The following is a 25,077-nucleotide window of genomic DNA, read 5'->3' on the forward strand; positions in this document are numbered from 1 at the left end:
AGTCCGACAGGCTGCTAGGCGCGGCATCGAGCAGCCGCGTCAGCCGCTGGATGGACAAACGGCATTCCAATTCCGGAGGGTGTTTGGGATTGCTTTGCTTCAACCCGGGTTGGCCGTCAGCCGCCGCAGACCGGTAACGAAGCGCGCCAGCGTCGGCGACAGCGCGCCGCGAGGCAGCATGACCTCGATCAGCCGGAATTTGCCTCGTGTCGCGTGTGCTTCGGCGAGTGCGTGCTTCAGTTCGCGCCGCGTGCTGACCCGAACGCCTTCGCCACCCATGGCCGGAGCCATCTCGGCGAAGTGCCAGTCGTCGAGGTCGTTGAAGCCCGATTGTGGCTGGAAGGTCCGAAGCATCTCCCACGACTGGTTGTTGAAGACGATCACGATCGGGTCGAAGCCGAAGCGCCGGCAGTTGCCGAGTTCCCAGCCGGTCATCTGGAAGGCGCCGTCGCCGACCAGGATCAGTGTGCGCTCGCCGGATGCCGCCTGCAGTCCGATGCCGGCTGGTACGCCGAAGCCCATGGTCGCGTAATAGCCGGGGGCAACGAGTTCGGTGTTGGCCATGTCCATCGCCGTGAACAGGCAGTCGCCGATGTCCGAGGCGATCGGCATGCGGCCCTTGTCGCGCATCAGGTCGTTGACCGCAGTGGCGATGTCGAGTGGCATCAATGGCGCATCGTCGTCGGGAAGGTCGAAGGGGTAGTCCTGCTTCTTGACGTCGAAGTGCCGGTCGGAGGGCACGGTCCGTGCCAGCAGGGCGTCGACGAGTGACTCGAGACCGATCGCATCGTAGGTGTGGTAGCCCATCGTGACACGGCGATCGAGCGCCTGGATGGTCTTGCGAAGGTCGATTTTCTTGTCGGATACGCCGAAATTGGTGTCGGAAATGATGACTCCGAGCAGAAACAGTCCGTCGGAAGACTCGACGGCCGTGGTGACGTCTGGCGCTCCGGCAATGCCAAGGTAGGTGCCCATCAGTGGCGCATTGGCCGCCGCCAGCAGGCCGCGCCCCATGAAACTGGTGACTACCGGCAGGGCAAGTCGGCGGGCGAGTTCGGCGGCCTTGGCCTCAAGGCCGAAACGCCGGACCTCGACGCCGACCATCAGGACCGGCGCCGTGGCCGCAGCCAAGCGGCCGAGGATCTCGTCCACACAGGCGGCAAGCGCATCGGGGTCGGGTCCGGCGGGTTCTGTCGTGGGTGTCGTGGCGCAGGGTGTGCTCACCATGTCACGCGGCAGTTCGATGTAGACGGGTCGCGAATGCCGGCGGCAATTCGCCAGCACGCGCGCGATGTCGGCCGGTGCGCGGGCAGCGTCGTCGAGACGTACCTGGTCGCAGGTGATCTCGCGGTAGATCTGGAACTGCGAGTCGAGTGTCTTCGCCTGATGATGGAGCAGCAGCCCCGAGCGCGCATCGTTCTTGCCGGGGCCGCCGGACAGGATGACCAGCGGCGACTTTTCGGCAAAGGCCGATGCGACGGCATTGACCATGTTGAGCGCGCCCGCGCCATAGGTGACCGCGGCGACGCCGAGCGTGCCATGGTAGCGAGCCGACGCATCGGCCGCGAAACCGACGCCAGGTTCGTGCGAGAGCGTGTAGAGCGGCAGGATACCGCTTTCCTCGATGATGCGGAAATAGGGCAGGGCAAAATCGCCAGGAATGCCGAAGATTTCATGGGCGCCATGCGCCTTCAGGGCATGCAGCAGGGATTCGGTGATGTTCATGCGGACTCCTCGCAAAAGACCTGCAATTATCGGGCGTGGAACGCTCATCATGGCGTTCTGCAGGATAGATTTGTTCTATCTAACCAGGCTTCTGAACCCCAGTTCGATGGACCTGCCGGATTCCGGCTTGCCCCCCAGAATGACTGAAAACCAATGGTCTTACGGGTGGAACAAATTTACCCTCTGGCTTTCTGCCAATACTGTATCGAGAAACGGCCGTTCATGGATAGAATCCCCGTTCCACCTTTCGGGAGGCTGTTCATGAATACCCTGCGCGTCTATGCAATCGACGGCATCGTACCCGTGGTCGACCCGAGGGCCTTCGTCCATCCGACCGCCGTCCTGATCGGCGATGTCATCGTCGGCCCCGGCTGCTATGTCGGCCCCTGCGCCAGCTTGCGCGGCGATTTCGGGCGGTTGATCCTCGAACGCGGCGCCAATCTCCAGGACAGCTGTGTCATGCATGGCTTTCCGGGTACCGACACCGTCGTTGGCGAAGACGGCCACATCGGCCACGGTGCCGTGCTGCACGGTTGCCGTGTCGAAAGGAATGCGCTGGTCGGCATGAATGCAGTGATCATGGACAACGCCATCATCGGCGAGTCCGCGATGGTTGCCGCCTGCGCCTTCGTCAAGGCCGGTGTCGAGATCCCGCCGCGCAGCCTCGCCGCCGGTATTCCGGCCAGGGTCATTCGCCTCCTCTCCGATGAGGAGATGGCATGGAAGGTCGAAGGTACCCACACCTACCAGGACCTTGCCCTTCGTTGCCTGAGCACGATGGTCGAATGCGAACCGCTTTGCGAAGCCGAACCTGACCGCCCGCGCATCCACATGCCGGACGTGATCCCGCTGGTCGAACTGAAGAAGCGCTGATTTCGTGATTCGTGAGCACGAACGCACCGGCCCAGGCCGTGTTCGCCACAGGCATGCCGCCGGATTGCTACGCGAAGCGTGCCGACAGACCGCCATCGACGACGAGTTCGGTGGCGGTGATGTACTTGGCTTCGTCGGATGCCAGGAACAGCGTCGCATGGGCGGTATCCCAGGCGTCGCCCATGTGACCTAGCGGGCACTGGGCGTCGCGCGTGCGGATCAGGTTGGCGATGTCGCCTTCCTCGCCATAGACGCGGGTGAGTGCGGCATGCACCAGCGGCGTATTCATCAGTCCGGGCAGGACGCAATTGGCACGGATGCCATCGGGCGCGTGCCGGATGGCCATGGTGCGCGTCATCGCCACCATCGCCCCCTTGCTGGCGGCGTAGAAGCCGTAGTTGACTCCGGCCCAGCCAAGCACGGCCACTGAGGCATTGTTGACGATCACCCCGGCGTGCTGGCGGATCATCACCGGCAGCACGTGGTGACAGGTCAGGTAGGTGCTCTTGAGGTTGATGCTCATCAGCCGATCCCAGGTCGCCTCGTCGAGTTCCGCTGGGCCACCGACGACGGCAATGCCGACGTTGTTGACCAGGATGTCGATGCGCCCGTAGGCGTCGAGTGCCGTCGCCACCAGGCGTTCGACGTCGGCGGCGCGAGCCACATCGGCAACGACGGTGATGCCGGTTCCCCCTTCATCGTCAATGATTTTCTGTGTCGCCGCGCCGGCTTCGGCATCGATGTCAGCGCCGACGACCCTGGCGCCCTCGCGTGCGAACAGCACCGACATCGCCTTGCCGTTGCCCCATCCCGGCCCGATCGAGCCGCTGCCGGTGATGATGGCCACCTTGTCCTGCAGGCGTTTGCCCATGATCAGTTCTCTCCGTACTGAGTCCAATGGCGTCGCAACGCGGTCTTCAGAACCTTGCCGTAGTGGTTCTTGGGCAGCGCCGATACAAAAATGTAGTCTTTGGGCCGCTTGAAGCGGGCGATCGAGTCGAGACACAGGCGATCGAGTTCGGCGATCGGCACCGATACGCCTGCCTGGCATACGACGAAGGCGACCACTTCCTCGCCCCATTCGGCACTGGGCCGGCCGACCACCGAGACCTCGGCCACCGCCGCGTGCCGCAGCAGCACTTCCTCGACTTCGCGCGGATAAATGTTGGTGCCGCCGCTGATGATCACATCCTTGGAGCGGTCCTTCAGCGTCAGGAAGCCGTCGGCATCGAGGCTGCCGATATCGCCGGTATGCAGCCAGCCGTTGCGCAGCGTCGTTGCTGTTGCTTGCGGGTTTCGCCAATAGCCCTGCATGACGGTCTCGCCGCGCACGAGTACTTCGCCGATGGCACCGGTAGGCAAGAGCTGGTCGTCGGCATCGGCGACGACGACCTCGACGACGCTGTGAGCGACACCGACCGACGCGATCCGCTCGCGATGGCGTGGGTGGGCGCGGTTCGCCAAATGCTGGCGCGACAGCGCAGTGATCGTCATCGGGCTTTCACCCTGTCCATAGATCTGCACCAGACGGTCGCCAAGCACGTCGAGCGATCGCCGGATGTCTTCGAGATACATCGGTCCGCCACCATAGACGATGGTCTTGATGCCGCTGCAGTCGGCGCTTCGCTCGGAGACCTGGTCGACCAGACGGCGGACCATCGTGGGTGCGGCAAACAGCGACACCTGGCGGAAGCGCTGCGACAGCAACACGATCTCATGCGCGTCGAAGCCGCCCGATTCGGGGATGACATGGCGCGCGCCGACCAGTACATGCGCGAAGTTGTACATGCCGGCACCGTGCGACATCGGCGCAGCATAAAGGATGCTATCGGAGGGTGTGACCTGGTCCACGTCCGGGAAGTAGGCCAGAGTCATCGCCAGCAGGTTGCGCTGGGAGAGCATCACGCCTTTCGGCTGGCCGGTGGTTCCCGAGGTATAGAAAAGCCAGGCCAGATCGTCGGGGGTGCGCGGCACGATGGCAATCGGGTCGGCGCTGGTCAGTCGTCGGTAAGTGGCGGCGTCCACCGGAACGACGCGCAGGTCCGAATTCTTCTCGCGCCAGATTCGCTCATCTTCGCCTGGGTCGTCAGCAACAAACAGCAATGCGGCCGCCGAATCGTCAACGATGAAGGCCACTTCGCGCGCGTGCAGCTTGTGGTTGATCGGCACGGCCACCAGGCCGGCATGCCAGATACCGTAGAGCAGTTCGAGGTACTGCGGGCAATTGGTCATGAACAGAGCAACCCGGTCGCCAGTCTGCAGACCCATCAGACCGCGCAGACCGCCGGCGATCTTCGCTGCACGACGGAACAATTCGCCGTACGAGTAAAGCTCGCGCGTGCCAAGCGCGACCGCCGGTTGCTCGGGAAGAACCCGAGCGGTGCGGGCGAGCAGGTGCGCGAGATTCATCGCTGGAATGGCGCACTGGGTACTCGCGCCGCTCTGTCGAAAGTCCTCTGTGCCCTGGACACGCCAGGCCCCGCGCTCAACCTTGATCAGCGAGCAGGAAGTCCTGGACGATGCGTACCTGCGATTCTTCGAGGAACATCGGGGCATGGCCAACTGCCGGCACTTCGACGAGCTTTGCACGCGGTCCTCGGGTCGTCATCTCGGTAGCGGTGTCGTGCAGCAGGATATCCGATTGCGCACCGCGCAGGACCAGCGTCGGGCAGCGGATGGCGTCGTACATCGGCCAGAGGTTGATCTCCTTGGCCTCAAGGAAGGCCTTTTGGTAGGGCTGGGCGATCGCGCGGTCATAGTTGATCTCGAAGCCGCCATCAGGCTTCGCTCGCGTGCCGACGACGGTCATGAAGCGCCACTGCGCGTCAGTGAGGGCGCCGAACGGCGCACACACGACGCGCACATAGGCTTCTGCCTCGGCCAGATCGGCGAAATCCGGAGCCTTGCCGAGATATTCACCAATGCGCTGCAGAGCGTCGATACCGATCGTCGGCCCGACGTCGTTGAGCACCAGTCGACTGATTGGCGAGCCCGGCAGGCTTGAAAGGAACATGCCGATCAGGCCGCCCATCGAACTTCCCAGCCAGTGTACCGAGTCCACCGCGAGGCGAGCGATCAGTGTCATCATGTCGTTGGCGTAGACCGGCACGCCGTAGTCATCGGGAAAGAATAACCGATCGCTACGGCCACGCCCGACGACGTCCGGGCAGACGACCCGGTAATCGTCGGCCAGGGCGTTGGCCAGGACGTCGAAATCGCGGCCGTTGCGGGTCAGGCCGTGCGCGCAGATCAGGACGCGTGGATTTGCCGGGTCGCCCCACTCGACGTAAGCCATGCGGTGCAGGCCATGTGGCCCCAGGCAACGTACCGAGCCTTCACGCATCTCGTGCAAACGGCCGCTGGCAGCTTGGCCGGCTCGCGATGTCACCACCAGTTCTTCAAATTCCTTGAGTATCGCCATGTTCGAGCCCCGATGTCGTTCAGTTATTCGGATCGATCCTTTGCAACTCCCTGTCTTCTGTCTGGCGGGCAGGGCGTCGGCCTGAAAGCCGTGGCCGCCATCGCCTGCGGCAGGTCGGGAAATTCAATGATGCTGTCGAGAGTATCCTCGCATCGGGTAAGTGAAGTCAATCGTCACTAGCCGGCCAGCGCATCACCATCGCAACATCACCAGAGATTTTGCCCGTGCCAGAAGCATTCAGTCAGGTCATCACCTGATGATCCGGCGCGCTAAGCGGCAAGGTCAAGGTGAACCTTGCCCCGCGATCCAAAGAGCTGTCGACGTGGATCGTCCCACCGAGCACTCCCGTGACCAGGTTGTAGACGATGTACAGTCCCAGGCCACTGCTGCCCTGACCCAGCCGTGTGGTGAAGAACGGTTCGAAAATGCGCTTGAGGGTCGCCGCTGACATCCCGATGCCGTTATCTGCGTAACGCAGGACGATTTGCCGGGTGTCAGTGGCGTCGGCCTTCAGTTCGATCAGACCGGTTTCGATTCCAGTGAAGCCGTGCGTCAGTGAATTGCCGATCAGATTGGCGATGATCTGTTCGAGGGGGCCGGGGTAGCTGTCCAGTTCCAGGCCGGCGGGGATGTCCACTGCAATCTGGTGGCGCGAGCGCTTGAACATCGGTTGCAAGGTGGTCAGCACCTCCTCGACGGTCTGGCGCAGGTCGAAGGAGCGCCGCCGAACCGTGCTCTGGTCTACCGCCACTTGTTTGAAATGGCCGATCAGATCGGCGGCACGGGCGGTGTTGCGCTCCAGAAGGTTGACGGCTTCGCGACTGCGGCTGAGAAAGGCTTCCAGCTGCGACCGACGCAGGCTACCGGATTCAACTGCCAGGGCAAATTCGCGCAACTGCTCGCCGAGCGTGCTGGCAACCATCCGGGCGTTGCCCAGGGGCGTGTTCAGTTCGTGCGCCACGCCTGCCACCAGGTGGCCCAATGCCGCCAGCTTTTCCGACTCCACCAGTTGGGCCATTGCCTGGTGAAGTTCGACATTGGTGCGTGCCAAAGCGGCCGTGCGCTCGTTCACCAGGTCTTCGAGATGCTCGCGATGGCGTTGCAGATCTGCCTCCACCCGCTTACGTTCGGTCATGTCACGGACGAAAGCAAAGTCATATTGCCCACCGTCGTATTCAACTGCGTTGGCGGTGACTTCGACCGGAAAGATCGTGCCATCGCGGCGTCGATGCCGGGTTTCGAAAAGACGCTTTCCCAGTTGCCGGGTCCGTTGCCAGTGGGGCGGCCAATCTTCCGGCGAGAAGTTGGGATCGATATCCCAGACTGCCATGCTCAGCATTTCATCGCGCGAATAGCCAAGAGAATGGCAGGCCTGATCGTTGACCTCGATGAAACGTCCGCCTGGGGTAATCCAGAACACCGCATCCGAGGCCCTCTGGATCGACAGTTGGGCAAGCCGTAACGCACTTTCGGCCTGCTTGCGCGCATGGATGTCCACGTTCGTGCCGACCATCCGCAGGGGCTTGCCGATGGCATCGTACACGATCACCTTGCCACGACTATTGATCCATCGCCAGTCCCCGTTTTTCGCCTGCATCCGGAACTCAATGCTGAATTCGGGCAGATGGCCATCGAGATGCGCCTGAACGGTTGCTTCCGCGGCGTCGATATCGTCAGGATGGACCCGCTCGCGCCAAACCGCGTAGCCGGCCGCAAATTCGCCAGGAGCATAATCGAGCATGGTGTACCAGCGGTCGCTGAAGAACATCTCGCCGGTTTGCAGGTTCCAGTCCCAGACTCCGTCGCTGGTCGCTTCGATGACCAGGCGCAGGCGATCTTCGCTGCCTGGCCGGACAGCACGATCTGTGGCGAGATCGCCGCTATGGGCCTCAACACTTTGCTCCACCTGTGTTTGAACGTGGGAAATAACAGTCATACGGTTGTCAGGTTGGCTGGGCTGATTGGCTGGAATAGCGATTATAGCGGCCCTGGCTGGTCGCAACCCTGCGTGCATGCACATCTCCAATGCGACTGGACGGTCTATGACGGTCTATTCTTCCACAGAAATTAGACCACGATGCCAATCCGGCCTTGCTCGATGCCGGACCGGTATCCGTCATTTTTTCGTAACATGCCGAGCCTATCATCGGATCGCAAATCCCACCTCCCAATGCGAGCACAGACTCATGAGTGATCACCTCAGCAAGCAGTTCGACCGCGAACTTGAAAACATCAGCAGCCGTATTCTGCAGATGGGTACTCTGGTCGAAAGACAGGTGCTGGCGGCGATCGAAGCGTTCAGTACCGGCAGCGCCGAGGCAAGCCAGCGGGTGATTGACGGTGAGCGCGAGGTCGATGCCGACGAGGTCGGCATCGACGAGGACTGCACGCTGCTGATTGCCCGCCGGCAACTCGCGGCGGGCGATTTGCGCCTGATTCTGGCCATCCTGCGGATCGTGACCGACCTCGAGCGGATCGGCGACAAGGCCTGCGAGATCGCCAGCATGTCGCGAGTGCTGCGTCTGGCCGGCGCTCAACACCTTCCGCGATTGACCGACCTCGACCATTGCGGACGGCTCGCCACCGATATGCTGCGGGCAGCGCTCGACTCGTTGGCCCATCGGGATGTCGAGGCGGCCCGCCGGGTCATTGGCTCGGACGCGGCCGTCGATACCACCTTCAATACCATCCTGCGGCAACTGCTGACCTACATGCTGGAAGACCCGCGCACGATCAGCGAAGCGCTCGACATCCTCTGGATCGCCAAGGCCATCGAACGGATTGGCGATCACGCGACCAATATCGCCGAGGACGTGATCTACGTCGTCAGCGGCATCGACATTCGGCACACGCTTCCCAAGCCAACTGACGATGCCTGACGCCGACAGGTGGCTGCTGAGGCCGGCCGTCATCATCCCGCAACGATCAAGCCCTAGACTGCCGCCACACCCCTATCACCCCCCGACTGTCCGGAGATTGAAAATGAATACCCATCGCACCTTGCGCAAGCTGTCTGTTCTGATTGCCTGCCTGTCCCTGACTCTCTCCGCGCTGGCTGCCGACATCACTGGTGCCGGCGCCACTTTTCCCTATGCGGTCTACACCAAGTGGGCCGAGGCCTATCAGATGGCGACCAGGAACCGGGTGAACTATCAGGGCATCGGTTCTTCTGGCGGCGTCAAGCAGATCAAGGCCAGGACCGTAGACTTCGGCGGCACCGATGCCCCACTGAGCGAATCCGATCTCGATGCTGCCGGTCTGGTACAGGTTCCGACCGTGATGGGCGGCGTGACCCTGGTGATCAATGTTCCCGGCATCGAGTCCGGAAAACTGAAACTCGACGGCCCCACGCTTGCCGACCTCTTCCGGGGCGCCATCAGGAGATGGAACGACCCGGCCATCGTCAACCTGAACCCCGGCCTGAAGCTGCCTGATCTGGCAATTACCGTGGCTTTCCGTTCCGACGGATCGGGAACCACCTTCGTTTTTTCGAATTATCTGGCCCGGCAGTCGGCGTCGTTCAAGAACGAGGTCGGTGCCGGCAACACTGTGAACTGGCCCGCCAACGGCGTTGGCGGCAAGGGGAACCCCGGCGTTGCCGCCAATGTGCAGAAGATTGCCGGTGCCATTGGCTACGTCGATATCGCCGATGCCACGAAGAACAAGATGAACTTCGTGGCCCTCAAGAACAAGTCCGGCCAGTACATCGTGCCGACGCAGAACGCCGTCGAGGCTGCGGCCGCCGGCGCCAATTTCAAAGTCAGGGGCATGGCTCCCGACCTGCTCGACCAGGCTCACAAGGATGCCTGGCCGATCACCAGTGCGACCTACATTCTTGCCTACGAGAAAGGGGCCGACGCTGCCAAGCAGAAAGGCGTGGTTGACTTCTTTGGCTGGGCCCTGAACAACGGTCAGAAGATGGCCGAGGATCTGGGTTTCGTGCCGCTCCCTGCGAGCGTGGTAAAGATGGTTGAAGCCGAGATGAAGAACATCAAATAAGGTTGTCGGGCGAAACCTGCCCGCAAGCCGTTCTTGCGGCGACCCTTGGAAACCGCCGTTCCACGTGAGGAATGATCGCCATGAGCGCAGTGATGTCCACCCGCAGACCCATCAGGTCCGATCTCCAGGCCAGACAGATCAGAAAGTTCAAACTTCAGGACACGATCTTTCATCAACTGACCCTGCTGTTCGCCCTGATTGTCCTGGCCGCGCTTACGGGCATATTGATCGCCCTGGCGATTGAAGCGCTACCGGCGTTCAGGGAATTCGGTGCGGCTTTCCTGTGGACCAATGTCTGGAACGTTCCGGAAGCGCAGTTCGGCGCGCTCAGCGCCATCTACGGCACCGTGGTGACCTCGGCCATTGCACTGCTCATCGCCGTGCCGGTCAGTTTCGGCATCGCCCTGTTTCTCACCGAAACCTGCCCGGCCTGGCTGCGTCGCCCGCTGGGTACCGCCATCGAACTGCTGGCCGGGGTGCCTTCGATCATCTATGGCATCTGGGGGTTGTTCGTGTTTGCGCCACTGTTCGCCAGAGAGGTGCAACCGCTTCTGCAAACGCTTTTCGGCGACCTGCCGGTGATCGGCGGCTGGTTTGCCGGTCCACCGATTGGTGTCGGTATTTTCGCCGCCGGCATCGTGTTGTCGCTGATGGTGATTCCCTTCATCGCCTCGGTGATGCGTGACGTCTTCGAAACGGTGCCGGCACAACTCAAGGAATCGGCGTATGGTCTCGGCTGCACCACCTGGGAAGTCGTCACCGGCGTGGTCTTGCCCTACACCCGCGTCGGCGTCATCGGTGGCATCATGCTGGGGCTGGGCCGCGCACTCGGAGAAACGATGGCCGTCACCTTCGTGATCGGCAACGCCAACCGCATCGTCGGCAGCCTGTTCGCGCCGGGAACCTCGATCGCCTCGACGCTGGCCAATGAATTCGGTGAAGCCGACCCCGGCCTGCATATTTCCGCCTTGTTCGCCCTCGGCCTGGTTCTTTTCGTCATCACCTTCGTGGTGCTGGCAATTTCTCGCTGGTTGATCCGGCGCGGCCTTGCCAGGCAAGGCAAGTGAGAAGGGGGAGACCTGTCATGAATCGCTATTCTCGCCGGATCCTGACCAACCGCATCGGCATTGGCCTGTCGATGCTGGCGATGGCCTTCGGTCTGCTCGCCTTGCTGTGGATTCTCTGGACCCTGTTCTATAACGGCTTCGCGGCGCTGAGCTGGGATTTGTTCACCCGGGACACGCCGGCACCCGGCAGTGAAGGGGGCGGGCTGCGCAATGCGATCGTCGGCAGCCTGCTGATCGTTGGCGTCACCGCTCTGGTCTCGACGCCGATCGGAATTCTCGCCGGCATCTACCTGGCCGAATTTGGCGGCAAGTCCCGATTCGCCGCCGCGACCCGTTTCGTTACCGACATCATGCTGTCGGCACCTTCGATCGTCGTTGGACTGTTCGTCTACGCTCTGGCGGTGGCGACCCTGGGCGGCTTCTCCGGCTGGGCGGGGTCGCTGGCCTTGTCGCTGATCGCCATTCCGGTGGTGGTGCGAACAACCGAGAACATGCTGCTGCTGGTGCCCGGCAGCCTGCGCGAGGCGGCTTTCGCGGTCGGCGCGCCGCACTGGCAGGTGTCCTTGAAAGTCACCCTGCGTGCGGTCAAGGCGGGTGTGCTGACCGGCATCCTGCTGGCCATCGCCCGGGTCACCGGAGAAACCGCGCCGCTCTTGTTTACCGCGCTGAACAACCAGTTCTACAGTACCGACATGTCGCAACCGATGGGCAACCTGCCGGTAGTGATCTTCCAGTTCGCGATGAGCCCGTACGACAACTGGGTGAACCTGGCGTGGGGCGGTGCGCTGCTGATTGCCCTGATGGTGCTCGCGATCAACATCGTCGCACGCGTCCTGTTCCGCAAGAAAACCTCAGACTAGACCCGGAGTTTCCCATGTCCGCCCTTCAACAAGCTGCCGACGGCGAAGCCATTCTGGCAGTCCGCGACCTGAGTTTCTATTACGGCGACTTCCGGGGCCTCAACAAGGTTTCTTTGGACATCGCACAAAACAAGGTGACGGCGTTCATCGGCCCTTCCGGTTGCGGCAAGTCCACCCTGCTGAGGACCTTCAACCGCATGTACGATCTCTATCCGGGCCAGCGTGCGGAAGGGCAGATCATCTTCCATGGCCAGAACCTGCTTGACAGGAAACAGGATGTCAATCTGCTGCGTGCCAGGATTGGCATGGTCTTCCAGAAGCCGACGCCGTTTCCGATGACCATCTACGAAAACATTGCTTTCGGTGTGCGGCTCTACGAACCCCTGGCAAAGTCCGACATGGACGAGCGCGTCGAATGGGCCTTGCGCAAGGCGGCCTTGTGGGAAGAAACCAGGAACAAATTGCAGCAGAGCGGGCTGTCGCTGTCGGGCGGCCAGCAGCAGCGCTTGTGTATCGCGCGCACGATCGCGGTCAAACCCGATGTGGTGCTGCTGGATGAACCCACGTCCGCGCTGGATCCGCTGTCCACCGCCAAGATCGAGGAGTTGATCAACGAACTCAAGTCCGATTACTCGATTGCCATCGTCACCCACAACATGCAACAGGCGGCGCGCATCTCCGATTACACGGCATTCATGTATCTCGGTGAATTGATCGAATTTGGCAATACCCGGGAGCTGTTCGTCAAGCCGAAAAAGCAGCAGACCGAGGACTACATTACCGGGCGCTTCGGCTGATGCCATCCTGCTCGTCAGACCTGCCGTCATCCTGCAGTCACATTGCCCTCGTATCCTGCAGGCGTGATTCCCATTTCGAAATAGGAGGCCAGCCCCATGAGCAGTCATCTCAGCAAGCAGTTCGATCTCGAACTTGAAGGCATTCGTACCCGCGTCCTGCAGATGGGTGGCCTGGTCGAGAGGCAGTTGATGGCGGCGATCGACGCCTTCAGTACCGGCAATATCGAGGCCATGCAGGAAGTCGTCCGGACGGACGCTGAAGTGGATGCTTACGAAGTCGGTATCGATGAGGACTGCACACTACTCATCGCACGCCGGCAACCCGCCGCTTGCGATCTGCGCTTGGTGATGGCCATCTCGCGAATTGTCACCGACCTCGAGCGCAGCGGCGACAAGGCGGCCAAGATCGCCAACAAGTCGCGCAAGCTGCATCGGGTCAGCGGGCAGCGCATCCCGCGACTGTCCGATCTTCATCATTGCGGTGGACTGGTCACTGCAATGCTCCAGGGCGCACTTGACTCGCTGGCCCGCATGGATGTCGACGCGGCTCGCCAGGTGATCAAGGCGGACAAGGAGATCGATGCCGCTTTCAACTCGATTCTGCGACAACTGGTCACTTACATGATGGAGGATCCTCGCACGATCGGCGAGGCACTCGACATCATCTGGATCGCCAAGGCCATCGAACGGGTCGGTGATCACGCGACCAATATCGCCGAAAACGTCATCTACACCGTCAGCGGCATCGATGTTCGGCATACCGGCAGCGCTGCCAGGAAAGCGGAGAAGGCATGAACCCATCGGTTTCCAGCCTGCCACGGGTGCTCGTCGTCGAGGACGACCGAGGCATTCAGGAGCTTTTGCGCTTCACGCTCGTCTGCGGCAGCTACCAGCCGGTCTGTGCCGACACCGCCGAAGAGGCTGAAACGCTGCTGCGTGAAACGCTGCCCGACATCGCGCTGATCGACTGGATGCTGCCCGGCAAGTCCGGGCTGGCACTGGTCGGCAAGCTTCGCAACGAACGGCGAACGCGCAGCATGCCGATCATCCTTCTGACCGCGCGTGGCGAGGAAGCCGATCGTGTTGCCGGGCTCGAAGGCGGCGCCGACGACTACATCGTCAAGCCCTTCAGCACCAAGGAACTGCTGGCGCGCGTGCAGGCAGTCCTGCGCCGCTGCGCTCCCGAGTTTGCCAAGGGTACGCTGAGTGCGGGCCCGATCGAGCTGGACACCGTCAGCCACGAAGCGCGCGTGCTCGGCCTGCGGATCACCCTGACCCCGACCGAATTCCGGCTACTGCGTTTCCTGATGGCCAATGCCGGACGCGTCTATACGCGCCAGCAACTGCTCGACAACGTCTGGGGCGATCACGTCTATATCGAGGACCGCACCGTCGACATCCACATCCGGCGCTTGCGCGTCGCTCTCGGGCCAGTCGCCGAGCAGATGGTCGAGACCGTGCGCGGGACCGGTTACAAACTCGGCACCTTGCCGGCATCGCCACTGCCGGCCGCATGAATGCTGCCGTACCAGGGTTCGCGAAGATCCTGCTGAGCGGTGTGCTGCCGATCGTTGCGCCGGCGCTGCTGCTCGGTTTGATCCATGGCGCAGCCTGGGGCTGGGCGACCGCGGCGCTCGGCTTGCTGCTGATCGTCCTGATGCAGACCCGGCGGCTGACGGTCCTGGCGGCGTGGCTCGATGCCCCGGATCGTGCCCGAGTGCCTGACGCCGGTGGCGCCTGGGGCGAAGTCTTCACTAGGCTGTCGCGCCGGTTGCATCATGATGCCCGCCGGGTCGAGGAAGTCGAGGCCGAACTGCAGTCGTTCCGGGAGGCCATGGACGCTGTTCCCGACGGTCTGGTGATCCTCGACGCCAGTCACCAGATCCAGTGGAGCAATCGCGCCGCCGGCGAACACCTGAGCATCCGCTTGCCGCGCGATGACGGGGCGATCATCGAACAACTGGTGCGCCTTCCAGGCTTTGCCGATTACCTCGGCAACCCCGACGGGCAGGCTCCCTTCATCCTCCGGTCGAAGGCCGCGCGCAGCCGCGTCTATGCCATTCGCGCCGTCCCTCTGGGGAAGCACAAGCAGTTGCTGGTCAGTCTCGATGTGACCGATGCCCACCGCGTCGAGGCGATGCGCAGTACCTTCGTGGCCAATGTGTCACACGAGCTGCGTACGCCCCTGACCGTGGTCAGTGGTTTTCTGGAACACTTCACCGACGGTGGCGTGATGAGTGCCGAACAGCGGCTGTACTTCGCGCGCATCATGAGCGACCAGACAAAACGTATGCTGAGCCTGGTCGACGATCTTCTGACCTTGTCGAGGCTCGAAGCGGAAGACGCACCGGCGAGCGAGGAGGAAGTCGAAATGGACCCACTGCTGGCGCAGTTGCTGTCCGAAGCGCAGAGCCTCAGCGAAGGCCGGCATGGTATTCAGATCCTATGTCATGGTCCGGCCCTGCGGGGAAACCGCAAGGAGTTGCACAGCGCTTTCGGCAATCTGGTTTCCAACGCCATTCGCTACACGCCGGCCGGCGGCGAGATTCGCATCGAATGGGGAACCCGTGATCGGCTCGGTGTCTTTTCCGTGCAGGACTCCGGTGTCGGCATTCCCGCCGAGCATCTGCCCCGCCTGACCGAACGCTTCTACCGCGTCGACCGGGGTCGCTCACGCGAGACCGGTGGTACCGGTCTTGGTCTGGCGATCGTCAAGCACATTCTGCTACGCCATCAGGCCGCCCTGCTGATCGAGTCGCGGGTCGGCGAGGGCAGCACTTTCCGCGCCGAGTTTCCGGCCTGGCGTTTGCCGCCGTTGGCCTGAGGTGACGACTTTTCCAGGCACTCCGATCATGAAAGTCATGGCTGTCATCGTCGCGCACTTCTGCCGATCGGCACGACGCGCCGAAATGATGCGGATGTGCATTTCCATCCTGATTGATTCCTCGCTGGTATGGACCACCACCAGAACCTGCCAGTTTTGCGCCCGTCCCAGCGTCACCCAGCGGTCCTCGTCATCGCTGTGACCCTCGTCGAAGTTCGTCAACGCCAGCGCATCCCGAAACACCGAGGTTGCCAATCGGAACGATACCTCATGCTTGGCCAGATTGGCTCTCGCCTTGTTGGTGTCCCAATCGAAGTAGAATAACATCACCGCGCCGTGCCTGTGCCTTTCGCTTCAACTGCCCGCGCTCGATGAAGGCATCGAGCAACTGAAGCCCCTGGCGTTTCTCGGCCACGTCCAACTTCTCGATGGCCAGCAAGCGCCGCCGCAGGACGGCTATCGCCGTCCTGCTTGACCAAGCGGCGCTTTGTTTCGCGCCCGAACAACTCGTCGATCGACACACCGAGCGCCGTGGCGATGGCCGGTATCAGATTGGCCGGCGGCGTTGCCGTCGGACTCTCGTATTAAGCCATCATGCGCTGCGAGATGCCCAGTTCGCCGGCCAGCTCGACCTGCGTGAATCCTGCCCGCCTTGCGCAACTCCGCCGAGCGGCTGCCGAAGCTCGCAGGAACTTCGGTCTGAATGCGTGTGCCCATCGACATAACCCTCATGTGATGGCGAAGTCTAGGAAGCCGACGACTGGCATGGAACCCCCCGCAGTTGCAGCCATACACCCACTGTATATATTGTGCCGTCCAGCAAAATGTATAGCAACCCCATGGGGCTGCCCAGACGTTGACCACATACCCGGACTGGGGTATACGATACAAGAGGGTGTGCGCCGGCTGATGAGTGTGCATCGGACCAGCGACCAGGCCGGTATCGGAGGGCCTTCCGTCAAACCGGGAGCGATTGAGAAACCTAGAGGAGCGGTAATGGAACGTGAAGCAATGGAATACGATGTGGTGATTGTCGGCGCGGGTCCGGCGGGTTTGAGCGCGGCGATTCGCCTCAAACAGCTGAATCCAGACCTGGCGGTGATGGTGCTGGAGAAGGGGTCGGAGGTCGGTGCCCACATCCTTTCGGGAGCGCTCTTCGAGAGCCGGCCGCTCGATGAATTGTTGCCCGACTGGCAGGCCAGAGGAGCCCCGCTGAAGACCCCGGTCAGCGAGGATCAGGTCTATCTCTATCGTAGCGAGACCTCGGCGGTGAAGCTGCCCAATTTTGCCGTCCCGGCACCGATGCACAACAACGGCAACTGGATCATCAGTCTGGGAAGCCTCTGTCGCTGGCTCGCCGGGCAGGCGGAAGCGCTGGGAGTCGAGATTTTCCCGGGTTTTGCCGCTGCCGAGATTCTCTACCACGACGACGGTTCGGTGAAAGGCGTGGCCACCGGCGACATGGGCCGTGACAAGCACGGCGCAGAGAAGGACAGCTTTCAGCCTGGCCTTGAGTTGCACGCCAAATACACGCTATTTGCCGAGGGTGCGCGCGGTCAGCTCGGCAAGGAGCTGCTCGCCCGCTACGATCTTGCCGCCAACGCGACCGCCCAGCACTATGGCCTGGGGATCAAGGAGCTCTGGCAGATCGATCCCGCGAAACACCAGCCCGGGCTGGTGGTCCATGGCGCCGGCTGGCCGCTCAGCGAGCACGGAGCTACAGGGGGGTCATTTCTCTACCACATGGAAGATCATCAGGTCGTGGTCGGCCTGATCGTTGATCTCAATTACGCCAATCCCTATCTCTCGCCCTTCGAGGAATTTCAACGCTTCAAGTCGCAGACCAAGATCCGGCCGTATCTCGAAGGGGGAAAGCGCCTTTGCTATGGAGCGCGGGCGATTACCAAGGGCGGGCTGAACAGCCTGCCGAAACAGACCTTCCCTGGCGGGTTGCTGCTCGGCTGTGACGCCGGTACGCTGAATTTCGCCAAGATCAAGGGGGTGCACACCGCCATGAAGTCGGGAATGCTGGCCGCCGAAACGGTCCATGCGGCGCTGCAGGCCGGAGACCAGGGGCGTAGCGACCTCGTGGCTTACGCGCAGGCTTTCAAGGACAGCTGGCTGTATGCCGAACTCTATCGGGCACGCAATTTCGGGCCGGCCCTGCACAAGTTCGGCACCTTCATGGGTGGCGCATTCAACTGGATTCAACAGAATCTTTTCGGCGGTCGCATGTTCTTTACGCTCAAGGACAAGACCAGCGACCATGAGCAACTCGCCCCGGCTGCCCGCTATCAGCCCATCCCGTACGCCAAGCCGGACGGCCAGTTGACTTTCGACCGGCTGTCATCGGTCTTTGTCTCCAATACGGCGCACGAGGAAGAACAGCCCGTGCATCTGCAGTTGCTCGACAGTGCCAAGGCCATCGCGATCAATTACAAGGAATATGCTTCTCCTGAGCAGCGTTACTGCCCGGCGGGTGTTTATGAGATCGTCGAGGAGGCCGGGGGCGCGCGCCTGCAGATCAATGCATCCAACTGCCTGCACTGCAAGACCTGTGACATCAAGGACCCGACGCAGAACATCCGTTGGGTGGCGCCAGAAGGTGGCGGCGGTCCCAACTATCCCAATATGTGAGGACGCAGACCGTTCGAGTCAGCCGTGACCGTGGGCGTCGTCGAGCGGCTCACGATGCCGACCGGCCTGTGCGGCCAGCGCCCAGGCGACATGCTCGCGCAGCAGCGGCGAGGGGTCGTCCTGACGCGCTGCCAGGGCCGCGAAGATCGCCGGCGAGCTGGGGGCGTTGCCGAGCGCGACGGCGATATTGCGCAGCCAGCGCTGGTGTCCGATCCGGCGAATCGCGCTGCCCGCCAGGCGCGTGTTGAACTCATTTTCGCTCCAGGCGAAGAGGGCGGTCAGTGGCGTCGCATCGAGACCGTTGCGAACGGCAAAATCGGCATCACCAAGCCGGGCGAAGCGGTTCCACGGGCAACATAACTGGCAGTCGTCGCAGCCGTAGATGCGGTTGCCGATCAAGGGCCGCAGCGCTACCGGGATGGTTCCCGGCAATTCGATCGTCAGGTAGGAAATGCACAAGCGGGCGTCGACTTCGTAGGGGGCGACGATCGCCGCGGTGGGGCAGGCATCGAGGCAACGCCGGCAGTCACCGCAGTGATCATGGATCGCCTGGTCGGGTGGCAGCGGCAGGGTGGTGTAGATCTCGCCGAGAAAATGCCACGATCCCTCGCGCGTCAACGACAGCGTATGCTTGCCGCGCCAGGCAACGCCCGCCTGTACCGCGAACTCGGTCTCCATGACCGGTGCCGAATCGGAAAACGCGCGGCAAGCGAAAGGCGTGGCCAGTCCCAGCGATGCGGCTTCGTGTCGGAGGCGGTCGATGAGCTTCTGCAGGCGGCTGCGAAGCGTCTTGTGGTAGTCGCGTCCCAGCGCGTAGCGCGAGACGTAGGCGCGTTCGCCGTCGGCGAGTTGCGCCGACGCATCGGCAGCCACCGGCCAGTAGGGCAGGCGGACCGAGATGACCGATAGCACTTCCGGCAGCAGGCGTTCCGGCGCAGCGCGCAAGGCGGCGTGTTTGGCCATATAATCCATCTCGCCATGCCGGCCGAGTGCCAGCCAGCGCATCAGCCGTGGCGTCGCCTCGGCAAGCTCGGCGCGGGCGATGCCGATCGAGGCAAAGCCGAGTTCCTGTCCCCATTGTCTGATCCGTCTGACGACGTGGGCATAATCGGTCTGGCCGTTTGGCAGATTCGCGTCTGTTTGGGAGTTCCCTGCGTGCATGATCCGGATGATAAGTCGTCTACGTTGACCCTGCACCTGCCGGATGAGGTGGCAACCGACGCCTTTGGCCACCAACTGGCGCCGTTGCTCCATCCTGGCATGGTGGTCTGGCTCGACGGTGACCTTGGCGCCGGCAAGACGACGCTGGTACGCGCACTGTTGCGTGCACGCCATCATGCCGGGCCGGTCAAGAGTCCAACCTATACATTGGTTGAAATTTATGTGATTTCGAGGATATACTGGTATCACTTTGATTTCTATCGTTTCAACTTTCCAGAAGAGTTTTTGGATGCAGGCCTTGCCGAGTACTTCCGCGACGATTCCATCTGCTTGGTCGAGTGGCCTGAAAAGGCTGCTGGCTACGTACCGCTCCCCGATCTGGTCGTTCGCTTGCAATTTTCCGGGCGTGGGCGGCTGCTCGGCGTCTTCGCGTCTAGCGTGGAGGGAGAAGAATGTCTGAAAGCGCTGCAGAGCGGCTGGCCGGACGCCGCAAGCTGATCAAGTTTACCGGTGCATCCTTGCTGCTGACGGTCAGTCCGCTGTCGACCGCCGCCGCCAACCGCAACCCCGGTGTTCTGGCGGTACGCATCTGGCCGGCAGCAGATTACACGCGGGTGGCGATCGAACACGCAGCGCCTCTGAAATACACGCATTTCATGGTCAAGGATCCGGAACGTCTGGTTGTCGACCTCGAAGGCATCGAGTTGAACAATGTGCTCGAAAGTCTCGGCAACAAGGTCGCTGCGAACGATCCCAACATCAAGCTGCTGCGGGCCGGGCGTTATAAGCCCGGCATCGTCCGCCTGGTCATGGAACTCAAGGGCGAAGTCAATCCGCAGGTTTTCGTTTTGCCGCCGGTGGGGGGTTACGGGCATCGGCTGGTTCTCGACGTATATCCCCTGAACCCCCCCGATCCGCTGCTTTCGCTGCTGGATAACAAGGAGCCTCGGCCTGCGCCGCTCGAAAGTCGGCCCATCAGCAAACCGGATTCCCGCCCGGAGTTACCTACAGAAGCCCGGCCGGAAGCGAAATCCGAGTTGAAGCCAGAGATCAAATCCGAGCCACAACCAGTGGCCGAGCAGAAAGCGGTGTCCAAGCGTCAGGGCCGGCCGGTGGTCGACCGCCTGGTGACCATCACCCTGGATCCGGGACATGGTGGCGAGGATCCGGGAGCCGTCGGGAGTGGCGGCAGCCTGGAAAAGAACGTCACGCTGGCGGTGGCCAAGCGCCTGCGGGCCAAGATCGAGTCCGAACCCAATATGCGAGCGGTGCTGACGCGTGACTCGGATTTCTTCGTGCCATTACATGTACGGGTGCAGAAGGCCCGGCGAATTCAGTCCGACCTGTTCGTTTCGATTCATGCCGATGCCTTTGTCCGTCCGGACGCCAACGGCTCGTCAGTGTTCGTTCTCTCGGAGAGTGGTGCCTCGAGTTCTGCCGCACGCTATCTGGCACAGAAGGAGAACGCTGCAGATCTGATCGGAGGCGTGAATATCGACGTCAAGGATCCCGTTCTGGCCCGTACGCTGCTCGACCTCTCGCAAACCGCAACGATCAACGACAGCCTCAAGCTCGGCAAGGCCGTTCTTGGCGAACTCGGCGGCATCAACCGCTTGCACAAACCCAGGGTCGAGCAGGCTGGCTTCGCCGTTCTCAAGGCCCCCGATATTCCTTCAATCCTGGTCGAGACCGCTTTCATCTCGAATCCCGAAGAAGAGAAGCGGCTGAACGATGATGCCTACCAGGACAAGATGGCCGAAGCGATTTTCTCAGGGATCAAGAAATACTTCGCCAAGAATCCCCCTCTGGCCAAGTCGACACTGGCGAGACTGGACTAACGGTCATGACTTCTCCAGGCACCCCCGATCATGAAAGTCATGACCGTATCCCTCTCCCCCGACCCCTCCCCCGCGAGGGGGGAGGGGAGATTCGTGAGTCGCATACGCGACTTTCACATTAACGGGGATGCCTGTTCCAGGCACCCCCGATCATGAGGGTCGTGAGCGTTTCCTTCCCTTGCAGGGCGCATTCCGGTTCGCACGCCGGAATCGTTCGATTGGCGCAGAGCAGGCTCTGCGAATTCCCCATCTCATCCCCCGCCCCCTTTTTTACGAGCAGCGAGGGGAGAGCCGCGAAATGGCAGGGGAGCAAGGTATCTGCCCAACACTTTCGTTCGCACCCGACGGCCGCCGCCCTGCTGGCAGCGACCTTTTGCGCGTTGCCGGCGCTGGCAGTATCGGATATCGTCCGCGATGGCAGTATCGGCGCTGGACCCACGCTGGCGCTGACGCCATCGGGGACGGTGACCAGGGGCGCGGTGACCTACCAGAAAATCACCATCCCGGAAAATTACGGTCAACGCGCCGGTAGCAACGTCTTCCATAGTTTTGCGAAATTCAGCGTGGGGAATGGGGACGGCGCGGTGTTCACCATCGATACCGCCGCCCGCAATGTCTTTGCGCGGGTCACCGGCGGGCAGCTATCGGCCATCAACGGCTTGCTGAAACTCGATCCAGGGAGTACCGGCAGTGCCCCCAATTTCTTTTTCATCAATCCGGCGGGAGTGAGCTTCGGCGCGGGGGCGGTGGTCGATGTGCCGGCAGCCTTGCACGTCAGCACGGCCAACTATCTGAAGTTTCCCGACGGCCATTTCCATGCCGACACGACTTCTGCCAGCACCTTCTCCAGCGCCTCACCGGAGGATTTTGGTTTTCTTGGAACGACGCGGGCGACGGTCACCGTCAATGGCGGAACCCTTCTCAGACCGTCGTCACCAGCCTCTGTCAGCGTCGTTGGGGGGGACATCGTGATCGACCATGGACACCTCGTGACGATCGGCGGAGGAGACCTCCGGGTCGTGGCGGTGGGGCAGCATGCCCAGGAAGTTCCCTTCTCGGGGAAACTGCGGGCGGCCTATGGAAATATCGATATCATGAACGGCGGCACGCTGCAGACTGCGGCCACCGGTGCGACCGAGGGCGGACAGATTGCCGTTAGTGCCGGAAACATCAGGGTCGATTCGGGCAGCGGAGGATTGACCGGGATAAGAAGTCGAGCAGAGAACGGAACAGGAAAAGGCGGTGATCTCGACATCGCCGCAGCGAATAATATGTTGCTCACCAACGACGGTGTCATCGCATCCGATACTGTCACCTCCGGAAAGGCTGGCAGCGTAGAGGTGACCGTTGCGGGAACCCTCGCGGTCCATAACGGCGCATATATCGATTCCTCCACCTATTCTTCCGGTGATGCCGGGTCGGTGAAGGTCAGTGCCAGCAGCCTCACGCTTGAGCGCGCTGCCATCAGCAGTGGTACGTATGACCAGGGTTCGGGTAACGCCGGATACGTAGATGTCGCCGCCAGCAACAGCTTGACCCTCCTCAACGGCGGGCTGATCGAGTCGTCCACCTGGTCATCGGGCAATGCCGGAGTGGTGGGTGTCCGTGCGGGCAGCCTCACGATCGATGGGCGGGGAGGTGGCTCGACCGGGATTTTCAGCGTTGCCAGAGACGGCAGCACCGGTCAGGCTGGCCGCGTCGAGGTCGCGGCCAGTGGCAATATCGAGATTCTCAATCAAGGACTCATTACTTCTTCGACCGCCTCGTCGGGTGATGCCGGTTCGGTAAAGGTCAGCACCGGCAGCCTCACGATCGAGGAGGCCGGCATTGCCAGCGGTGCTTTTGGAACGACCGGCATGGCGGGCAGCGTGGAAGTCCTTGCCCGCGACCATATTGCGATTCGCAGCGGAGGAATCATCACCTCCTCGACCACATCGTCTGGCGATGCCGGTTCGGTGAAGGTCAGCAGCGGCAGCCTCAGCATTGACGGCCAGGGGGCCAACATCAGCAGTGCTGCGTTCGGAACCACCGGCAAGGCGGGCCGCGTGGAGGTCGTTGCCAGCAAAGATATCGGAATTCGCAATGGAGGATACATCACTTCCTCTACCTCGTCGACGGGCATGGCGGGCAGTGTGGAGGTCGACGCTGCAGGGAAGATCGAGATTCTCAACGGCGGGTATGTCTACTCCTCTACCTTCGCTTCCGGGCATGCGGGATCGGTGCAGGTCAGCGCCGGAGAGATAACCATCGATGGCCAGGGCTCGGTGAACAGTACGGGTATCAGCAGTGGCGCTTCCTCCGGCAGCACGGGCAACGGCGGGAGCGTATACGTACTGGCCACCGGCAAGCTCGAGCTGCTCAACGCCGGCAGAATCGATTCCTCGACCCTGTCCTCGGGGGATGCAGGATTGGTGAGAATCAGCGCGGGCAGTCTCACCATCGATGGCCAAGGCTCCGCGGAGACTGGCATCAGCAGCGGCGCTTATGGAACGACAGGCAAGGGCGGCAGCGTCGAGGTGGCCGCGACCAGGAATATTTCACTGCTCAACGCCGGCAAAATCGATTCCTCCACCTTGTCTTCTGGGGATGCGGGTTCGGTGAGAGTCAGCACCGGCAGCCTCACGCTTGCCGGCGAAGGGACTCGCATCAGCAGCGGCGCCTACGGAACGACCGGCAAGGGTGGCAGTGTGGAAGTAACGGCCACTGAAAACATTTCGCTGCTCGACGCTGGCAGGATCGATTCCTCGACCTTGTCTTCGGGGGATGCGGGTTCGGTGAGAATCAGCACCGGCAGCCTTACCCTGGCTGGCCAAAGGACGCGCATCAGCAGCGGCGCTTACGGCACAGCTGGCAATGGGGGCAGCGTCGAAGTCGTTGCCACTGAACAGGTTTCGCTGTTCGGCGCCGGCAGAATCGATTCCTCGACCTCGTCCTCGGGGGATGCGGGATCAGTGAAGGTCAACGCCGGCAGCCTGATCATCGATGGCCAGGGCTCGACAGCGGGTATCGGCAGTGCGGCTTTCGGTTCAACGGGCAAGGGGGGTAGAGTCGATGTGGCGGTCAGCGGGAACATTTCGATCTTCAACGGGGGATATATCAATACCTCGACCTTCTCTTCAGGGGACGCGGGTTCGGTGAGGGTCAGCGCCGGCAGCCTCAACATCGATGGTCAGGGTGCAGGGGCCGGCATTGGCAGCGATCCTTTTGGAGCGTCAGGCAACACGGGTAATGCTGGAAGCATTGATGTGGCAGTGCTTGGTCATTTTCATATGCTCCGGGGGGGATACATCGATGCCTCGACCTTTTCCGCTGGTGATGCAGGCTCGGTAAAGGTCAGGGCTGGCAGTCTCAGCATCGATGGTCAAGGCTTGGGGGCGGGAATCACCAGCGGTGCTTATAACGGAAGCACCGGCAGAACGGGCAATGTGGAGGTGCTGGCGACCGGAAACATGGTCATTCTCGACGGGGGGTATATCGATTCTTCCACCACCTCTTCTTCCGATGCGGGAGCGGTCAAGGTGTTCGCCCATCACCTCACGATTGATGGGCACGGGTACAAAACCGGGATCTCCAGCGATGCGGCATTCGGCAGCACCGGCAAGGCGGGCAGCGTCGATGTGCAGGCGACCGGAGGGATTGCGATTCTCGGCGGAGGACGCATCGATACCTCGACTCATTCTTCCGGCCAGGCGGGTTCAGTCAAGGTCAGCACCGCCGGACTCAGTGTCGATGGCCAGGGATTCACCCTGTCTGGAACGGGTGTCTTCAGCAACGCAGAAGCGCTTTCTGCGGGTCAGACCGGCAGCGTGCTCGTATCCGCCAGCGACCGCATCACGCTCGCCAATGGCGGTGGCCTATCGGTCCAGAACTTCGCG

20 protein-coding genes are annotated in these 25,077 nt (G+C 62.0%); 13 read left to right on the forward strand and 7 right to left on the reverse strand.

What is annotated here, in order from left to right; all coding sequences use genetic code 11:
- Positions 1–99: 99 nt before the first annotated feature.
- Positions 100–1,725: an indolepyruvate/phenylpyruvate decarboxylase gene (gene ipdC / locus AW06_RS00160; RefSeq protein WP_034943704.1), complete on the reverse strand. Its 1,626-nt coding sequence runs from the start codon at positions 1,723–1,725 to the stop codon at positions 100–102.
- Between the two features lie 261 nt (positions 1,726–1,986).
- Here ipdC and paaY point away from each other — a divergent pair, with 261 nt between their 5' ends.
- A complete protein-coding gene (paaY, locus tag AW06_RS00165) occupies positions 1,987–2,598 on the forward strand; it encodes a phenylacetic acid degradation protein PaaY (RefSeq protein WP_034943707.1) in 612 nt (203 codons plus the stop codon).
- A gap of 67 nt (positions 2,599–2,665) precedes the next feature.
- On the opposite strand, the gene AW06_RS00170 is transcribed toward paaY, so the two are convergent.
- The 4 genes from AW06_RS00170 to AW06_RS19550 form a co-directional block, all read right to left on the reverse strand.
- Positions 2,666–3,469 carry an SDR family NAD(P)-dependent oxidoreductase gene (locus AW06_RS00170; RefSeq protein WP_034943709.1) on the reverse strand — a complete coding sequence of 268 codons (804 nt, stop codon included), beginning with the start codon at positions 3,467–3,469 and terminating at the stop codon, positions 2,666–2,668.
- A gap of 2 nt (positions 3,470–3,471) precedes the next feature.
- Positions 3,472–5,007 carry an AMP-binding protein gene (locus AW06_RS00175; RefSeq protein ID WP_034943711.1) on the reverse strand — a complete coding sequence of 512 codons (1,536 nt, stop codon included), beginning with the start codon at positions 5,005–5,007 and terminating at the stop codon, positions 3,472–3,474.
- A gap of 76 nt (positions 5,008–5,083) precedes the next feature.
- Complete coding sequence (locus tag AW06_RS00180) at positions 5,084–6,019, reverse strand: alpha/beta hydrolase (RefSeq protein WP_138678525.1); 936 nt, start codon at positions 6,017–6,019, stop codon at positions 5,084–5,086.
- 241 nt (positions 6,020–6,260) lie between these two features.
- Entirely contained in the window at positions 6,261–7,955 is a 1,695-nt protein-coding gene (locus AW06_RS19550) for a PAS domain-containing sensor histidine kinase (protein WP_171047374.1), read from the reverse strand.
- Positions 7,956–8,205: 250 nt separating this feature from the next.
- Here AW06_RS19550 and phoU (AW06_RS00190) point away from each other — a divergent pair, with 250 nt between their 5' ends.
- The 8 genes from phoU (AW06_RS00190) to phoR all read left to right on the forward strand — a co-directional run bounded on the left by phoU (AW06_RS00190) (position 8,206) and on the right by phoR (position 15,566).
- Positions 8,206–8,898 (forward strand): phosphate signaling complex protein PhoU, encoded by a 693-nt coding sequence (phoU, locus tag AW06_RS00190; RefSeq protein WP_034943714.1) that lies wholly within the window; start codon positions 8,206–8,208, stop codon positions 8,896–8,898.
- A 103-nt stretch (positions 8,899–9,001) separates the two neighbouring features.
- Positions 9,002–10,018 (forward strand): phosphate ABC transporter substrate-binding protein PstS, encoded by a 1,017-nt coding sequence (pstS, locus tag AW06_RS00195; protein ID WP_034943717.1) that lies wholly within the window; start codon positions 9,002–9,004, stop codon positions 10,016–10,018.
- A gap of 80 nt (positions 10,019–10,098) precedes the next feature.
- A complete protein-coding gene (gene pstC / locus AW06_RS00200; RefSeq protein WP_034943720.1) occupies positions 10,099–11,085 on the forward strand; it encodes a phosphate ABC transporter permease subunit PstC in 987 nt (328 codons plus the stop codon).
- A 17-nt stretch (positions 11,086–11,102) separates the two neighbouring features.
- Positions 11,103–11,945: a phosphate ABC transporter permease PstA gene (gene pstA / locus AW06_RS00205; RefSeq protein WP_273704243.1), complete on the forward strand. Its 843-nt coding sequence runs from the start codon at positions 11,103–11,105 to the stop codon at positions 11,943–11,945.
- Between the two features lie 14 nt (positions 11,946–11,959).
- The gene (gene pstB, locus AW06_RS00210) at positions 11,960–12,742 is read left to right on the forward strand and encodes a phosphate ABC transporter ATP-binding protein PstB (protein ID WP_034943726.1); all 783 of its coding nucleotides are present in this window, start codon (positions 11,960–11,962) and stop codon (positions 12,740–12,742) included.
- A 96-nt stretch (positions 12,743–12,838) separates the two neighbouring features.
- On the forward strand, positions 12,839–13,537 hold the full coding sequence (phoU, locus tag AW06_RS00215) for a phosphate signaling complex protein PhoU (protein WP_034943729.1): 699 nt from the start codon (positions 12,839–12,841) through the stop codon (positions 13,535–13,537).
- Positions 13,534–14,259 (forward strand): phosphate regulon transcriptional regulator PhoB, encoded by a 726-nt coding sequence (gene phoB, locus AW06_RS00220; RefSeq protein ID WP_034943732.1) that lies wholly within the window; start codon positions 13,534–13,536, stop codon positions 14,257–14,259. The genes phoU (AW06_RS00215) and phoB overlap by 4 nt, the downstream gene beginning before the upstream one ends.
- Positions 14,256–15,566, forward strand: coding sequence for a phosphate regulon sensor histidine kinase PhoR (phoR, locus tag AW06_RS00225; RefSeq protein ID WP_138678530.1), 1,311 nt, complete (start codon positions 14,256–14,258; stop codon positions 15,564–15,566). Before phoB ends, phoR begins: the two co-directional genes overlap by 4 nt.
- On the opposite strand, the gene AW06_RS19555 is transcribed toward phoR, so the two are convergent.
- Entirely contained in the window at positions 15,468–15,893 is a 426-nt protein-coding gene (locus AW06_RS19555; RefSeq protein ID WP_138678531.1) for a BrnT family toxin, read from the reverse strand. The two genes, phoR and AW06_RS19555, sit on opposite strands and share 99 nt — an antisense overlap.
- Positions 15,894–16,562: 669 nt before the next feature.
- Here AW06_RS19555 and AW06_RS00230 point away from each other — a divergent pair.
- On the forward strand, positions 16,563–18,203 hold the full coding sequence (locus AW06_RS00230) for an electron transfer flavoprotein-ubiquinone oxidoreductase (RefSeq protein WP_034943737.1): 1,641 nt from the start codon (positions 16,563–16,565) through the stop codon (positions 18,201–18,203).
- A gap of 18 nt (positions 18,204–18,221) precedes the next feature.
- On the opposite strand, the gene queG is transcribed toward AW06_RS00230, so the two are convergent.
- A complete protein-coding gene (queG, locus tag AW06_RS00235) occupies positions 18,222–19,364 on the reverse strand; it encodes a tRNA epoxyqueuosine(34) reductase QueG (protein WP_273704244.1) in 1,143 nt (380 codons plus the stop codon).
- Between queG and tsaE the strand changes: the two genes are divergently transcribed.
- The 3 genes from tsaE to AW06_RS00250 form a co-directional block, all read left to right on the forward strand.
- The gene (gene tsaE, locus AW06_RS00240; RefSeq protein WP_034943759.1) at positions 19,359–19,862 is read left to right on the forward strand and encodes a tRNA (adenosine(37)-N6)-threonylcarbamoyltransferase complex ATPase subunit type 1 TsaE; all 504 of its coding nucleotides are present in this window, start codon (positions 19,359–19,361) and stop codon (positions 19,860–19,862) included. The genes queG and tsaE overlap by 6 nt on opposite strands.
- Positions 19,817–21,202 carry an N-acetylmuramoyl-L-alanine amidase gene (locus AW06_RS00245; protein WP_034943741.1) on the forward strand — a complete coding sequence of 462 codons (1,386 nt, stop codon included), beginning with the start codon at positions 19,817–19,819 and terminating at the stop codon, positions 21,200–21,202. Before tsaE ends, AW06_RS00245 begins: the two co-directional genes overlap by 46 nt.
- A gap of 380 nt (positions 21,203–21,582) precedes the next feature.
- Positions 21,583–25,077: filamentous hemagglutinin N-terminal domain-containing protein (locus AW06_RS00250; RefSeq protein ID WP_273704245.1), on the forward strand; the 3,495-nt coding region annotated here is incomplete at its 3' end.

This window comes from Candidatus Accumulibacter cognatus, from assembly GCF_000584975.1.
Classification (GTDB): domain Bacteria; phylum Pseudomonadota; class Gammaproteobacteria; order Burkholderiales; family Rhodocyclaceae; genus Accumulibacter; species Accumulibacter cognatus.